13 protein-coding genes are annotated in these 13,866 nt (G+C 65.0%); 4 read left to right on the top strand and 9 right to left on the bottom strand.

Annotation, left to right across the window (positions count from 1 at the left end; translation table 11 throughout):
• The first annotated feature begins 33 nt into the window (after positions 1–33).
• Genes phnK through phnN form a run of 4 tightly spaced genes read left to right on the top strand, consistent with a single transcriptional unit; the run spans position 34 to position 3,286 of the window.
• A complete protein-coding gene (gene phnK / locus AC6H34_RS17790; protein WP_497539600.1) occupies positions 34–810 on the top strand; it encodes a phosphonate C-P lyase system protein PhnK in 777 nt (258 codons plus the stop codon).
• Positions 807–1,514: a phosphonate C-P lyase system protein PhnL gene (gene phnL, locus AC6H34_RS17785; RefSeq protein WP_497539599.1), complete on the top strand. Its 708-nt coding sequence runs from the start codon at positions 807–809 to the stop codon at positions 1,512–1,514. Before phnK ends, phnL begins: the two co-directional genes overlap by 4 nt.
• 12 nt (positions 1,515–1,526) lie before the next feature.
• A complete protein-coding gene (locus AC6H34_RS17780) occupies positions 1,527–2,678 on the top strand; it encodes an alpha-D-ribose 1-methylphosphonate 5-triphosphate diphosphatase (protein WP_497539598.1) in 1,152 nt (383 codons plus the stop codon).
• A complete protein-coding gene (phnN, locus tag AC6H34_RS17775) occupies positions 2,675–3,286 on the top strand; it encodes a phosphonate metabolism protein/1,5-bisphosphokinase (PRPP-forming) PhnN (RefSeq protein WP_448148588.1) in 612 nt (203 codons plus the stop codon). The genes AC6H34_RS17780 and phnN overlap by 4 nt, the downstream gene beginning before the upstream one ends.
• Before the next feature lie 69 nt (positions 3,287–3,355).
• Here the strand turns inward: phnN and AC6H34_RS17770 are convergent, their stop codons facing one another.
• From AC6H34_RS17770 to AC6H34_RS17730, 9 genes are all read right to left on the bottom strand, one after another.
• Positions 3,356–4,396, bottom strand: coding sequence for a LacI family DNA-binding transcriptional regulator (locus AC6H34_RS17770; protein WP_448148589.1), 1,041 nt, complete (start codon positions 4,394–4,396; stop codon positions 3,356–3,358).
• A 162-nt stretch (positions 4,397–4,558) separates the two neighbouring features.
• On the bottom strand, positions 4,559–5,656 hold the full coding sequence (ychF, locus tag AC6H34_RS17765; RefSeq protein WP_497539597.1) for a redox-regulated ATPase YchF: 1,098 nt from the start codon (positions 5,654–5,656) through the stop codon (positions 4,559–4,561).
• Positions 5,657–5,799: 143 nt separating this feature from the next.
• Positions 5,800–6,402 carry an aminoacyl-tRNA hydrolase gene (pth, locus tag AC6H34_RS17760; RefSeq protein WP_448148591.1) on the bottom strand — a complete coding sequence of 201 codons (603 nt, stop codon included), beginning with the start codon at positions 6,400–6,402 and terminating at the stop codon, positions 5,800–5,802.
• A gap of 248 nt (positions 6,403–6,650) precedes the next feature.
• Positions 6,651–7,286 carry a 50S ribosomal protein L25/general stress protein Ctc gene (locus tag AC6H34_RS17755; RefSeq protein WP_448148592.1) on the bottom strand — a complete coding sequence of 212 codons (636 nt, stop codon included), beginning with the start codon at positions 7,284–7,286 and terminating at the stop codon, positions 6,651–6,653.
• Positions 7,287–7,505: 219 nt separating this feature from the next.
• Complete coding sequence (locus AC6H34_RS17750) at positions 7,506–8,051, bottom strand: adenine phosphoribosyltransferase (protein WP_497539596.1); 546 nt, start codon at positions 8,049–8,051, stop codon at positions 7,506–7,508.
• Between the two features lie 125 nt (positions 8,052–8,176).
• Positions 8,177–9,178: an ABC transporter permease gene (locus AC6H34_RS17745; RefSeq protein ID WP_497539595.1), complete on the bottom strand. Its 1,002-nt coding sequence runs from the start codon at positions 9,176–9,178 to the stop codon at positions 8,177–8,179.
• Positions 9,179–9,253: 75 nt separating this feature from the next.
• A complete protein-coding gene (locus AC6H34_RS17740; RefSeq protein ID WP_497539594.1) occupies positions 9,254–10,864 on the bottom strand; it encodes a sugar ABC transporter ATP-binding protein in 1,611 nt (536 codons plus the stop codon).
• Between the two features lie 28 nt (positions 10,865–10,892).
• Positions 10,893–11,951 (bottom strand): sugar ABC transporter substrate-binding protein, encoded by a 1,059-nt coding sequence (locus AC6H34_RS17735; protein WP_448148596.1) that lies wholly within the window; start codon positions 11,949–11,951, stop codon positions 10,893–10,895.
• Positions 11,952–12,299: 348 nt separating this feature from the next.
• Positions 12,300–13,847: a xylulokinase gene (locus tag AC6H34_RS17730; RefSeq protein WP_497539593.1), complete on the bottom strand. Its 1,548-nt coding sequence runs from the start codon at positions 13,845–13,847 to the stop codon at positions 12,300–12,302.
• Positions 13,848–13,866: the final 19 nt, after the last annotated feature.

Below are 13,866 nucleotides of genomic sequence, written 5' to 3'. Positions count from 1 at the left end.
CGGCAAGAGGCCGGCGATTCCGGGAAAGCGTCCGTGCATCCCGGACCTCTCCTCCACGCACGCGGCCTCACCAAGCATTACGGCCCGCGCCTCGGCTGCAAGGAAGTCTCCTTCGATCTCCACGAGGGCGAGGTGCTCGCGGTCGTGGGCGAGTCGGGCTCCGGCAAGTCCACCCTGCTGAGCCTGCTCTCCAGCGAACTCGAACCCTCCTCCGGCCACGTCTTCTACCGCATGCGTGACGGCCAGACGCGCGACCTCTTCTCGCTCAGCGAGGCGGAGAGACGCTTCCTCTTGCGTACCGACTGGGGCTTCGTGCGCCAGGATGCGCGCGAAGGCCTGCGCATGGGCGTCTCGGCCGGTGCCAATGTGGGCGAGCGCCTGATGGCGATCGGCGCCCGGCACTACGGGGAGATCCGTGCCTCGGCTCTCGACTGGCTCGGCCGCGTCGAGATCGAGGCGAGCCGCGTCGACGACCGGCCCAGCAGCTTTTCCGGGGGTATGCGCCAGCGCCTGCAGATCGCCCGCAATCTCGTGACCAGGCCACGCCTCGTCTTCATGGACGAACCCACCTCGGGGCTAGACGTCTCCGTGCAGGCCCGCCTGCTCGACCTCCTGAGGGGGCTGGTCGCAGACCTCGGTATCGCAGTCGTGATCGTCACTCACGACCTGTCTGTCGCACGGCTGTTATCCCATCGGATCATGGTGATGAAGCAAGGCCGGGTGATCGAGACCGGCCTGACCGACCAGGTCCTCGACGATCCGCACGAGGCCTATACACAGCTTCTGGTTTCTTCGGTGCTTGCGGCATGACCTCTCCCATCCTTACCCTTCGTGGCGTCTCCAAGAGCTTCACGCTGCACCTGCAGGGCGGCCAGAGCATTTCCGTGATGCGGGACGTGGACTTCTCCGTCTCGCCAGGCGAATGCGTGGTGCTGGGCGGTCCCTCAGGCGCCGGCAAATCCTCGATCCTCAAGATGATCTACGGCAATTACCGCTGCGACGGCGGCTCCATCCTTCTGTGGGACGGCTTGAACGAAGTGAATGTGGCCAGTGCCGAGCCGCGGCGTATCCTTGCATTGCGCAAGCACACCATGGGCTATGTCAGCCAGTTCCTGCGCGTCATTCCCCGCGTGCCGGCGCTGGCGATCGTCGTCGACGCCGCGCGCGAAACGGGCCTTTCCGAGCCGGACGCGATCGCCCGGGCCAAGCGCCTCCTAAGCCTGCTCAACGTGCCTGAGCGTCTTTGGGGGCTGCCCCCGGCGACCTTCTCGGGCGGCGAACAGCAGCGCGTCAATATCGCCCGCGGCCTTGCGCCGGACCGACCGCTCCTCCTGCTGGACGAACCGACCGCATCGCTCGATGCCGCCAACCGGGCCGTCGTCGTCCGTCTGATCGAGGAGAAAAAAGCGGCCGGCGTCGCAATTGTGGGCATATTTCATGATGAGGATGTCCGCGAGAAGGTCGCGGACCGAATCGTCGACATCACTCGCTTCTCACCTGCACAAGCAGCCTGACTGGACCGGACCATGCCTGATCTCGACCAATTCATTCTCACCAACGCACGCCTCGTCCTGGCCGACCGGGTGATCGAGCAGGGCTGGCTGGCCGTCGACAAAGGGGAAATCACCGATCTCGGCGAAGGCGAGGCGCCCGAAAAAGGTCTCGACATGGCGGGCGACTATCTCCTGCCAGGGCTGGTCGAACTGCACACCGACCACCTCGAAGCCCATTTCACCCCCCGCCCGTCGGTCCGCTGGCACACTCTCAGTGCCGTGATGGCCTATGACGCCCAGATCGCCAGCGCCGGCATCACAACGGTGTTCGATTCGATCCGGCTCGGCACCGCCGCGCTGGAGAGCAGCGTTGCAAGCGAGAGCAGGCTGCTCGCCGAGGCGATCGAGGAGGCGCGTCAGGCCGGCCATCTGCGTGTCGAGCACCGCACCCACCTGCGCTGCGAACTGGCCACCCACGACGTCGTCACTGATTTCGAGTATTTCCGCGCGACCTATCCGATCCACATGATCTCGCTGATGGATCACACGCCGGGACAGCGCCAGTTCCAGAACCTCGATCAGTGGATGAAGTTCTACATGCCGCGCCGCGTGAGAGGCGATGCCGATGTCGAGACCTTCATCCAGAACAAGCTGGAGAAGCATCATCAATACGCCGCCCATAGCCGCACCAGCCTGGTCCAGTCGGCCCGTACGCATGGCATCGTGATCGCCAGCCACGATGACGCCACCACCGGTCATGTCGAGGAAGCCGTAGGCGACGGCGTCGCCATCGCCGAGTTTCCCACCACGCTGGAAGCAGCGCTCGCCTCCCATCAGGCCGGCATCAGAGTCATGATGGGTGCGCCGAACGTCGTGCGCGGCGGCTCGCATTCCGGCAACATCGCCGCCGCGAACCTTGCCCAGGAAGGCGTTCTGGACATTCTCTCTTCCGACTATGTACCTGCCTCGCTCCTGCTCGCGGCCTTCCAGCTGCCCGAGCGTGCGCCCGGCATCGACTTGCCTGCCGCCGTGCGGATGGTATCCGACACCCCCGCGAGGGCCACGGGACTCGACGATCGCGGCCGGCTGGAGAAGGGGCGCCGGGCCGATATCCTGCGTGTCACCCAGACAGGGGGCACCCCGATCATCCGGCGCGTCTGGCGTCAGGGGCGGATCGCGGCATGAGCACGGCAGAAAGGGCGCCTTTCGCCCCTGCCCCGCGCCTCGGCAAGCTGATTGCCATCGTGGGACCGAGCGGCGCGGGCAAGGACACGCTGATCGACGCGGCACGGGCGGAGTTCGCCGACGACCCCGGCCTCGTATTTCCCCGGCGGGTCATCACGCGCGAGAGTTCCTCCGCGGAGGAGCACGATACCCTGTCCGAAGCCGAATTCGCCCGGCTCGAGGCGGTGGGAGGCTTCTCGTTGTCCTGGCGAGCGCACGGTCTCAGCTACGCCCTGCCCCTCGAAGTGCGTTCTGCGACGGAGCGCGGGATCCACGCCGTGTGCAACCTGTCGCGCTCCAGCCTCGCCGAGGCGCGCGAACGCTTTGCCAAGGTGAGCGTGGTACTCGTCACCGCACCGGCAGAAATCATCGCACAGCGCCTTGCCGCGCGCGGCCGCGAAAGCATGGACTCGATCCGCGCCCGTCTCGCCCGCAAGGTGGACCGCGAGGATGCGCTCCATCCGGACCTGATCATCACCAATGACGGACCGGTCGAGGCTGCCGTCGACCGGCTGCTCGCCTATCTGAAAGCGGAGTTGTCCAGCGGCGGACGGCAGGCGGCGGAATAGACACCGGCGTTCGGCGCGCCAGTCTCGGGAACCGGCCGCAGTAATGCGGCACAGTCCAGATCCGCCGCGTCACCGCTGTAGCGTCGCAATCGATCCCCGAAAGTCGAGCTGGCATTGCACGATCAGCGATTTCGGCGGATCGGACGGTTCGGCGAGGCGGCCCATCATTTGCTGCCAGGCCGCCTGTGCGATCTGATCGATGGGCTGGATGACGGCGGCAATGGGCGGGTGGGTCACCTGCATCCACTCTACATCGTCGAACCCCACCACCGAAAGATCCGTCGGCACCACAAGGCCGCGACGCTCGACTTCCCGCAGAATCGCCATGGTTGCCGGCCCGAAGAGGGCGAAAGCGGCGCTCGGCAGCCTGCCCTTGTCGAAACGCGCGGCGATCGCCTCGGTCGCGGTCGTGACATCAGGCCCGCAGACCACGACCTCGACCGTCTCCTCGATGCCGGCCTCGCTCGCGGCCGCCATTATGCCGGCCAGGCGGTCGCGCATGTTGGTGCGCTCGAGCGAGGCGATGGCGACCAGGATATGCCGGTGGCCCTTGGCGACGAGTTCCCGCACGACGCCGGCGCTCGCCTCGGCATTGTTGACGTTGACCTTGTCGAAGACCGTCTCGTCCGGCACACGGTCGAGCAGGACGGTGGCGACCTTCTGGTCGAGGATAGAAGTCTCCGCGGCCGGCCGACCTTCTGTCGGCACGACGAGCAGGCCTGCGACCCGCCAATCCAGCAAGGCCTCGATCTGCGATGCCTCACGCTCGATATTCTCGGCACTGCTCACGGCCACCAGGCGGTAGCCGCTGCCCTCCGCCAGACGCTCGAAGGAAGCGACCATGGAACCGAAGAAGGGATTGCGGAAATCGGGCACCACGAGGCCGATGATGGAGCGGCGCGAACGGCGCAGATTGGCGGCAAGCGGATCGACCCGGAATCCGAGCTCACGCACGGCGGCATGGATGCGGGCGACACTCTCGGCCTTCACCGCTCCCAGGCCGCGCAGCACTTTCGATACCGTCGCAGGCGACACATTGGCGAGCCTGGCCACGTCATGGATGGTAGGGCGCTCGCCGGGCGATTTACGCTGCGGTTCGTCGGCGGCCATTGCTTCCTGCCTCTGTCACGAACATCCTTTTCAAGATGATAGCACAGGTAAATCGGTTTTTCGCCCACTCAAAACAAAATGCGGCCGGGAAAACCCGGACCGGCCGCAGGCTGTCCATGGCGCCACGCGACCGGCTCGTCACATCAGCAGGTCGGCATGCCGTCAGTTGGCGAAGCGGAAATGCAGCACGTCGCCATCGGCCACGACGTAATCCTTGCCCTCGAGGCGGAATTTGCCGGCTTCCTTGGCGCCACTCTCGCCATTGAGGTTGACATAGTCGCCATAGGCGATGGTTTCGGAACGGATGAAGCCCTTCTCGAAGTCGGAATGGATGACACCCGCCGCCTGGGGGGCGCGCATGCCCTTGGTAATGGTCCAGGCGCGAGCTTCCTTGGGACCGACGGTGAAGTAGGTCACCAGGCTGAGAAGCTCGTAGCCGGTACGGATCACGCGGTTGAGCCCGGGCTCCGCCAGTCCGATGGCCTTCAGATATTCCTCCTGCTCCTCGGGCGGCAGCACCGCGATTTCGCTCTCGATCTTGGCCGAGACGACGACCGCCTTGGCGCCCTCTTCCGCAGCACGAGCCTTGACCCTCTCGGAGAAGGCGTTGCCCTTGTCGGCCGAGGCTTCCTCGACATTGCAGACATAAAGCACGGGCTTGGCCGTCAGCAACTGCAGCATCTCGAAGGCGCGACGCTCATCGGGCTTCACATCCACCAGGCGCGCCGGCTTGCCTTCACGCAGCAGCACGAGAGCGCGGTTGACGAGGTCGAGCGTCTCCTTGGATTCCTTGTCGCCCCCGCGGGCCTTCTTCTCCAGCGCCACCACGCGGCGTTCGAGGCTATCGAGATCGGCGAGCATCAGCTCCGTCTCGATCGTCTCGATGTCGGCGACCGGATCGATCTTGCCTTCCACATGCGTGACGTCGCCGTCCTCGAAGCAGCGCACGACGTGGGCGATGGCGTCGCATTCGCGGATATTGCCGAGGAACTGGTTGCCGAGCCCCTCCCCCTTCGAAGCGCCGCGCACGAGGCCCGCGATGTCCACGAAGGTCAGGCGGGTCGGAATGATGGTGGCGGAGCCGGCGATCGCCGCCAGCTTCTCAAGCCTCTCGTCGGGCACGGCAACGTCACCGACATTCGGCTCGATGGTGCAGAAGGGATAGTTCGCCGCCTGCGCCGCCGCCGTCTGCGTCAGCGCGTTGAAGAGAGTCGACTTGCCGACATTGGGCAGGCCGACGATACCGCATTTGAAACCCATGGCTCTCGCTCGTTCATCAGGTGCCGGGGCGCCTTGGCCGCCGGTGAAATCGTCATGCGCTGGGTAGATAGGAAGGAGCGCGGCGTCAATCCTGGAAGCAGACGCTTTTCAGGGAGCAGGCCAACCTCGCGGCTGCCCCGCCCTCACGCTCCCGCCAGCTTCGCCGCGCCGTGGCCTCGCGCCTCCATGAACAGGTGAACCTTGTTCTGGAAGCTCGCATCCTCCCCGTCCGCCAGGAGCTGGGCGGCATCGGCACAGGCCGTACAAAGATCCTCCACCCACGGCCACTCCGCCTTGGCGAAGTCGGCCAGCACGAAATGGAGCACCAGCGACTTGTCGCCGGGATGGCCGATGCCCAGCCGCACGCGCCGATAGTCGTTGCCGCAATGGGCCGTGATGGAACGAAGCCCGTTGTGGCCTGCGTTGCCGCCGCCTACCTTCACCCGCATCTTGGCCGGGGCGAGATCAAGTTCGTCATGGAAGACGGAGATATCGGAGAGGCCCATCTTGTAGAAGCGCATGGCCTCGCCCACGGACTGGCCGCTTTCGTTCATATAGGTCTGGGGCTTGAGCAGCATCACCCGCTCGCCGCCGATGGTGCCTTCGCTTACCTGGCCCTGGAAACGCGAGCGCCAGGGCGCAAAACGATGGCGCCGTGCAATCTCGTCGATGGCGAGAAAGCCTATATTGTGCCGGTTGCCGGCGTATTTGGCGCCCGGATTGCCGAGCCCGACGAACAGACGCATGGCGGGAGATCCAAGTCCTCGAAGCCCCGGCAGGAAAAGTCACCCGGGAGCCGAAAGAAGCACAAACCTGTAGCACCCGGGATCGTCCCGGGCAGCCAGCCCTCCCCTTCCGACAATGCTTGACCCTGGATTGCCGGCACTCGCCCGGCAATGACAGAAGTCGCGGTCCATCGGTTAGCTGGTCAGGCTCCTGAAACGGAAATGGCCGGGACGAACCCGGCCATTCAGAAACGGCAGCGGGGCCGCCCTTACTTCTTGGCAGCCGGAGCAGCGGTTCCTGCAGCAGCTTCGGCAGTGGCTTCAGCGGCGGGAGCCACCTCTTCTCCGACGGGCGGCACGATGGAGACGAGGGTGGCGTCGTCCTGGCCGGCGTAGGAAATGCCCTCGGGCAGCTTGACCTGCGAAACGTGGATCGAATCGTTGATGTCGAGCGCGGAGACGTCGACGTCGATCGACTCCGGAATCTTGTCGGCCGGAGCCAGCACCGAAAGCGAATGGGTCACGATGTTGACCGCGCCACCGCGCTTCACGCCGACCGAGTTCGCAGCGTTGACGGCATGGACCGGAATTTCGACGCGCAGGCGCGAAGAAGCATCGACACGCAGGAAGTCGACATGCTCGACGGTGTCCTTGACCGGATCGAGCGCATAGTCGCGCGGAATGACGCGGCTCTTCTTGCCTTCGATGTCGACCTCGAACACGGTAGTGAGGAAGTGACCGGCATAGATGAGCTGGTTGGTTTCCTTGGCATTCAGCGCGATCGCGACGGGGGGCTTGCCGGCGCCGTAGATTACGGCCGGCACGTTTCCTTCACGACGAACGGCACGTGCGGCCCCCTTGCCCACCTTCGTGCGCGCCGTGGCGGAAATCTGCTTCACGGACATTGATGTATTCCTTGACAGGATCAAATAAAAAGGCCGCCCAGGCGGCCGGTTTGGCTGTCCCGCATTGCCTCCAGGGGTGTCTGGTCGCGGAACGGGGGTCTCATACCCGGATAAGGGCGGATTTGCAACGAATATATCCGGGTTCGCGGACGCCCTGTCCCCCTTCCAGAAGCGCTGCGGATGCTGGAAGGAAAAAGCGGACGGATGTCCGCGCGCCGGTCAATGCCCGTCGAAGGACACCAGCGTGTGCACGGGCACGCCGAGCGCCCTGATCTTGTCGGCGCCCTTCAGGGCCGGCAGGTCGATCACGAAAACGGCCGCCAGCACGTCCGCCCCGATCTCGCGCAGGAGCTTCACGGCGGCCTCCGCCGTGCCCCCGGTCGCGATGAGGTCGTCTACGACGATGACCTTTTCCCCCGGCTTCACCGCATCCTTGTGTATTTCCATCTCGTCGAGGCCGTATTCGAGCGAATAGGCGATGCGCACCGTATCATGCGGCAGCTTGCCCTTCTTGCGCACGGGCACGAAGCCGGAGGAGAGCTGGTGGGCCAGCGCGCCGCCGAGGATGAATCCGCGCGCCTCGATTCCCGCCACCTTGTCGATCTTGGCTCCGGCCCAGGGCTGCACCAGTTCGTCAATGGCGCGCCGGAAGGCCCAGGCATCACCCAGCAGGGTGGTAATGTCCCTGAACTCGACGCCCGGCTTGGGATAATCCGGGATCGTGCGGATGGCATCCTTGAGGATGCGGGATATTGTGGCGGTCATGGCTCATTCCTGAAGCGTTCTTCTTCGATGCACGATTCCCGTCCGGTTGCAAGGCGGTCGAGCGCGTTCATCCGCTTCGGAAGGCCAGAGGATCACGGCCCGTGTTGCGGGAAAGAGCTGCCCGGCTAGCGCCCGCGCTGCAACAGCCCGCCGAATGCCTTCGCGACACCGACGCGCCGGAAGGAACCCTGCCGGATCTGATCGAACACCGCGGCAAGCACGATGACGAGGCCGACGCTCATCTGCTGCAGGAAGGGCGAAAGCTCCAGCAGGATGAAGGCGTTGCGCAGGGCGCCGAGGAGGTAGGCGCCGAGCATGGCACCCATGATGGAGCCGCGCCCGCCCGAAAGGCTGGCCCCGCCGATCACCACCGCGGCTATCACGTCCAGCTCGAGGCCCGTGCCGGCCTGCGCCTCGGCGACGCTGACCTGCGCCGTGTAGACCATGCCGGCGACGCCCGCCAGGGCACCGCAGGCGACGAATACGGCCACTCGCGTGGCATCCAGCGGAATACCGCTGAGCCTGGCGGCCTCGGCATTGTCGCCCACCGCCAGGATACGCTGGCCCAGAACGCTGCGCGTAAGGAGATACTGGCCGACGACCACCAGGCCCAGGAAGATCAGCACCTGTACCGGCATGCCGAGGAACTCGCCCTGGCCGAGAAACATCACGCTCGGATCCACCATGATCGGAAGGCCGCCGCTGATGATCTGGGTGAGTCCGCGGGCAACCGACAGCATGCCGAGGGTGACGATGAAGGAGTTGACCTTGCCGTAGACGACGACGAGCCCGTTGATCAGGCCCGCGACGGCGCCGACCGCGATGCCCAGGACGAGCCCGAGCAGAGGATTGACGCCCATCGCCATCAACGACGCGCCGCACAGGCCCGAAAGCCCCATGACCGAGCCCACCGAGAGGTCGATTTCACGCGCGATGATAACGAAGCACTGGCCGATCGACATGATGCCGACCACGGCCACCGCCACCAGCACGTTGCGGAAATTCTCGGTCGTGAGGAAGCTGGGGTTGAAGAACGAGAAGGCGATCGAAAGCAGCACGATGACGGCCGCCAGCCCCGCTTCCTGCCCGCGGATGAAAGGCAAACGCCTGAGGCCGGCAAAGTTCATGGTACGATCCTTTCAATACAAGGCGCGCCGGTCGTCAGATCGGCATTCTCTCTCTGGGCGCAGGCATTCCGGCCCTTACGACAATCCCGACACGAGCGAGGTCACCGCCGCATCCTCGATCGATTCGCCGAGTGCCGATGCCACCACGCGCGAAGCCTGCGGGCCGCGGGTCAGGTTATCGGCAATGCGCCCCTGGCGGACCACGACGATGCGATCCGCCAGTTGCAGGATCTCGTCGAGTTCGGAGGACACGAACCAGACGGCGAGCCCCTGCACGTGAGCGAGATTGCGGATGAGACGATAGATCTCGGCCTTGGTGCGGACGTCGACGCCCCGGGTCGGCTCGTCCAGGATCACCAGCGAGGGATTGGAGGCCAGCGCCCTTGCGATGAGCACCTTCTGCTGGTTGCCGCCTGAAAGCTGGCGGATCGGCGTATCCACGCTCTCCGCCTTCACGCCGATCGCATTGGCTCTCTCCTGAGCGAAACGGGCCTGCCTGCTGCGGCTGAACAGGCCTAGCCGCCCGAACCTGCCCAGCACGTTCGAGGTGAGATTGAAGCAGATATCGTGGCCATAGAAGACGGATGTTCGGCGTTCCTCGCTGATGAAGGCGATGCCGGCGGCCAGCGCCTCGCGTGGGGAGCGGAAACGCACGGGACGGCCCCTGAGGAGGATGTCTCCCGCCAGGAGAGGGTCGGCCCCGATGATGGCGCGTATGATCTCGGTGCGTCCCGCGCCGACCAGCCCCGCCATGCCGACGATCTCCCCGCCATGGATGTCGAAGCCCACGTCGGCAAAGGCCTCGCCCGCCGCCCCGCGCACCGAGAGCACGGGCGTACCCGCAAGGTCGGCCTTGCTGGCGGTCAATTCGCCTTCGTTCAGGCCGACGGCTGCAGAGAGGCGCTCGCCGGCCATGAGCTGGATTGCCTTCTGCATCGGCAGGGTGGCGGGATCACCCTCTCCCACCTTGCGGCCATCCCTCATCACGATGACGTGGTCGGCGATCTCGTAGACCTCACCCAGCCGGTGGCTGACCAGCACGATCGCCGTGCCCTGATCGCGCAGTCGGCGCACGATGGCGAAGAGCCGGTCCGTCTCGCGCCTTGTCAGCGAGGAATTGGGTTCGTCGAGAAAGAGGACGCGCGGATCCAGCGACTGTGCCCTTGCGATCTCCACGAGCTGCCGTTCTGCCGCCGACAGTTTCATTGAAGGCGCATCGAGATCCGGCAGGTCGTTCTCCAGACCGAGGCGAGCCAGGAGCGCGCGCGCCTCCTGGACCAGCCGGCCGCGCCGATGCGTCGACAGGGCGCCTCCGGAGCCCAGCCGGCCGAGGAAGATATTCTCGGCCACCGTCATGCCCGAGACGAGCTGGGGCTCCTGGTGAACCACGGCGATGCCGAGCTGCGTGGCAGCGAAAGGCGTTGCCATGGCGACTGGTTTGCCGGAGACGAGCACCCGTCCGGTGTCGGGCTGATGCTCGCCCGAACAGATGCGGATGAGGGTGGACTTGCCGGCGCCGTTTTCCCCGAGCAGGGCTGTCACCAGCCCCGCCCGGAAGAGCACGCTTACTTCGCCCAGCGCCTGTACGGATCCGAAGCTCTTGCTGACAGTCTCGACCTCGAGCGCCTTGCCGCCTTGCGCCGGCATGGAACCGCCATCCATCGCACCTTCCCGCTGCTGCTTCATATCGAGGATCCGCCCTGCATCGGTAAGACTAGAGCTTCGGCACGGCGCCGAGCGGCTGCTTGGCAGGGTCGAGCTTGTCGACGTTCTCCTTGGTCATCAGGATGCTGACGGCAGGCTGCAGCACAGGCGTGACCTTCTGCTGGGCTACGATGTTGTTGAACAGGGTGACGGCGACGTTGTAGCCCTGTCCGAACTCGTCCTGGCCGGTGGTCGCATACATGGAGCCGTCGCGGATCGCCGCGATGTTCTCGGTGGTGAAATCGTAACCGATGACCTTCACCGCATCCTGCTTGCCAGCGGCCTTCACGGCCTGTGCCGCGCCGAAGGGTCCGCCTGCGGTGGCATAGATGGCGACGAGATCGGGCGTGGAGGTGAGATAGTCCTTGGCGGCGGCAAAGGTGGTGCCGGCGGAATCCTTGGCTTCCACGCCGTCATTCACGACGGTGAGCTTGCTGCCCTGAAGGCCTTCCAGGAAGCCCTTGCGACGCTGCTCCGAGCCGGGCGCGGTGAACTGGCTGACGATGACGCCGACCTTGCCGGACTTGTCCCCGGTCGCCTTGACCAGTTCGGCCGCCGCATTCTTGCCGGCCGTGACCTGGTCCTGCGCATAATCGATCACGCCGCCGGCTTCCTCGACGCAAGGCAGCAACGTGTTGTAGGCCCCGAAGGCGATCTTCTTGCTGGCGATCAGTGTCTTGATCGTGGTGCAATTGCCCTCGCCGGCAATGAAGAAGCCGATGCCGTTATAGCCCTGCAAGGCGGCGGCATTGATGGCCTGGTTCACGGTCGGCACGTCGATATTGGCACCGGCGACGATCCAGCGCACTTCACCGCCGCGCGACTTCAGCACGTCATTGGCCGTTTCAGCGCCCTTCTGGACGGCGACCCAATAGGGATTGTTGGCAAAGCCGATCATCGCGATCTTGGCCTTGACGCCGTTGGGATTGGCGACGGGCTCGGGCCGGCCCGCAATCGGGGCGACATCCGCGGCAAGCGCCGCATTGGCGGCCACAAGAGTCGCGACCGACGCCAACACGACCGCCGCATTGCGGCCGGTCGCAAGAACTCCATGCAGGAATCTGCTCATTTGTCTCCTCCTTGATTTATTCGACCGTCCTTTGGACTGATCTTCTTGGGTTGGGCTGCGCCTCGACAGGCGGACGGCCACAGCCTTTCACCACTCCGCCCGTGACGGAAAAGAGCACTTCGGCCCTTCCCCTCACAGTTAAGCGAATTCGTTGCTTAACGCAACAAACTAATTGCGGATCGTAGCTCACCGGCACTGACATGCAAGAGATTTTGTAATTTCACTACATATATTACTAATTTCCCCAATCAATCATAGCCGGTCGTTGCCACCTGAGCCACCTCGGGCCAAATGCGAAGAGAACGAAGTAGCGTTGCAACATATTGCCTTTAACAGGCAACCCGCATCTCAAACCGATAAGGCCCGTAGCGCCGACAATTCCGGAGCGCTGTCGCGCTGCTGAGCCGCAGCCTTGCGGTAGGCTTCCAGAGCCTTGGCATAGACCGGGGCAGCTTCCTCGCGCGGCAGCGTGAGGGCCTCCGTCTCATGCAGGGCGTCGAGTGGCGCAAATCCGTCCCAGGCACCTGTTCCGACCAGGGCGAGGGCGGCCGCGCCGAGCGATGCCGCCTGCTGGTCGATGCCGGTCTTCAGAATGGAGCATTCGAAGACGTCGGCGAAGATCTGGCGCCAGAGGGTGCTGCGCGCGCCGCCGCCGACCATGATCATCTCCCCGCTCACCTTCGTCATGCGCCGGAGTTCGTCCAGCGCCGAACGCAGCCCCAGCGCAATGCCTTCGAGCGTCGCACGTACGATGTCGGCGCGGCCATGGGTGAGATCGAGCCCGACGAAGCCGCCACGCACGGCCGTTCCGCCTTCGAAGGAGGTGCCTCCGCCGAGCGTGGGCACGAAAATCAGTCCGTGGGCGCCGCGCGGCGCGGTCGCGGCCAGCGCAGTCAGCGCCTCGTGCACGTCCACGCCCGCCTGCCTGGCAGAAGTGGCCAGATCGGGCAGCAGCGTGTCTCGGACCCAAGCAAGGCTGGTACCGGACGAGAAGATCGAGGTGGCGGAGATGAATTGGCCCGGCACCACATGCGCGAAGACATAGGGCTTGACGGCGTCGTCCAGCAGCGGCTCCGCGGAAGAGATGGTCAGCCAGCTAGAGGAGCCCATGGAACTGAAGATGTCGCCTTCCCTGAAAGTCCGGGCGCCTAGTGCCATGCAGCTGTTGTCGACGCCGCCTGCGACGATCTTCACGTCGGACGGCAGGCCAAGTTCCCCGGCGATGTCGGGCAGGATCGTCCCGAGAATCGCCGTCGACGGCAGGATCTCCGGAAAGAGAGACGGCGCCAAGTCAGCGGCAGCCAGCAGTTCCGGCGCGTAGCGTCCGGCCCTGAGGTCATAGAAGCCCGAGCCGGAGGCGTAGGAATGATCGGTGGCGATACGACCGGTCAGGCGGAAATTGATGTAATCCTTGGTGCCGATGATCGTGGTCGTGGCGTTGAAGATTTCGGGCGCGTGGTTCCTCAGCCAGAGTATCTTGAACAGGGTGTAAAGAGGCGCAGGGAAGCCATTGCCGGTGGTGAAATACCACTGGCGCCGGTCATAGGCCTGGAAGAAGCGCTCGGCCTCGGCTTCGGCACGCCCATCGGACCAGATCGGCACCAGATCCTGCAGCAACTCGCCGTGGGCCGAGAGCGGAATGCACCCCAGGCTATGCCCGGACAGCGCGATCGCACCGACCCCCTCTGCCTGGACTCCAGGTTCCCGCAGAAGCCGGCGGATGCTGTCCACCACGGCAACCCACCAGTCGACCGGCCTTTGTTCATGGCGCGAAGGCTGGGGATAGTGGGTCTTGATGTCGCTGACACAGTCGGCAATGCAGTGTCCCTGCAGGTCGTAGATCGCCGACTTGACGCCGCCCGTGCCGAGATCACAGGCGATGACGGAACTGGGCATGATCTCCCCTTCTCGCTTC

This window comes from Labrys sp. ALF-8 (assembly GCF_059699065.1).
Note: the sequence above shows the minus strand (reverse complement) of the source record. Positions and strands in the feature narration are given on the sequence as shown.

Excerpts from the sequence above, each read along its gene's own strand:
- AC6H34_RS17780 (WP_497539598.1), top strand. The coding sequence starts at position 1,527 with ATGCCTGATCTCGACCAATTCATTCTCACCAACGCACGCCTCGTCCTG.
- ychF (WP_497539597.1), bottom strand. The coding sequence starts at position 5,656 with ATGGGTTTCAAATGCGGTATCGTCGGCCTGCCCAATGTCGGCAAGTCG.
- AC6H34_RS17750 (WP_497539596.1), bottom strand. The coding sequence starts at position 8,051 with ATGACCGCCACAATATCCCGCATCCTCAAGGATGCCATCCGCACGATC.
- AC6H34_RS17755 (WP_448148592.1), bottom strand. The coding sequence starts at position 7,286 with ATGTCCGTGAAGCAGATTTCCGCCACGGCGCGCACGAAGGTGGGCAAG.
- AC6H34_RS17740 (WP_497539594.1), bottom strand. The coding sequence starts at position 10,864 with ATGAAGCAGCAGCGGGAAGGTGCGATGGATGGCGGTTCCATGCCGGCG.
- AC6H34_RS17745 (WP_497539595.1), bottom strand. The coding sequence starts at position 9,178 with ATGAACTTTGCCGGCCTCAGGCGTTTGCCTTTCATCCGCGGGCAGGAA.
- phnL (WP_497539599.1), top strand. The coding sequence starts at position 807 with ATGACCTCTCCCATCCTTACCCTTCGTGGCGTCTCCAAGAGCTTCACG.
- AC6H34_RS17770 (WP_448148589.1), bottom strand. The coding sequence starts at position 4,396 with ATGGCCGCCGACGAACCGCAGCGTAAATCGCCCGGCGAGCGCCCTACC.
- AC6H34_RS17730 (WP_497539593.1), bottom strand. The coding sequence starts at position 13,847 with ATGCCCAGTTCCGTCATCGCCTGTGATCTCGGCACGGGCGGCGTCAAG.
- AC6H34_RS17735 (WP_448148596.1), bottom strand. The coding sequence starts at position 11,951 with ATGAGCAGATTCCTGCATGGAGTTCTTGCGACCGGCCGCAATGCGGCG.
- phnN (WP_448148588.1), top strand. The coding sequence starts at position 2,675 with ATGAGCACGGCAGAAAGGGCGCCTTTCGCCCCTGCCCCGCGCCTCGGC.
- pth (WP_448148591.1), bottom strand. The coding sequence starts at position 6,402 with ATGCGTCTGTTCGTCGGGCTCGGCAATCCGGGCGCCAAATACGCCGGC.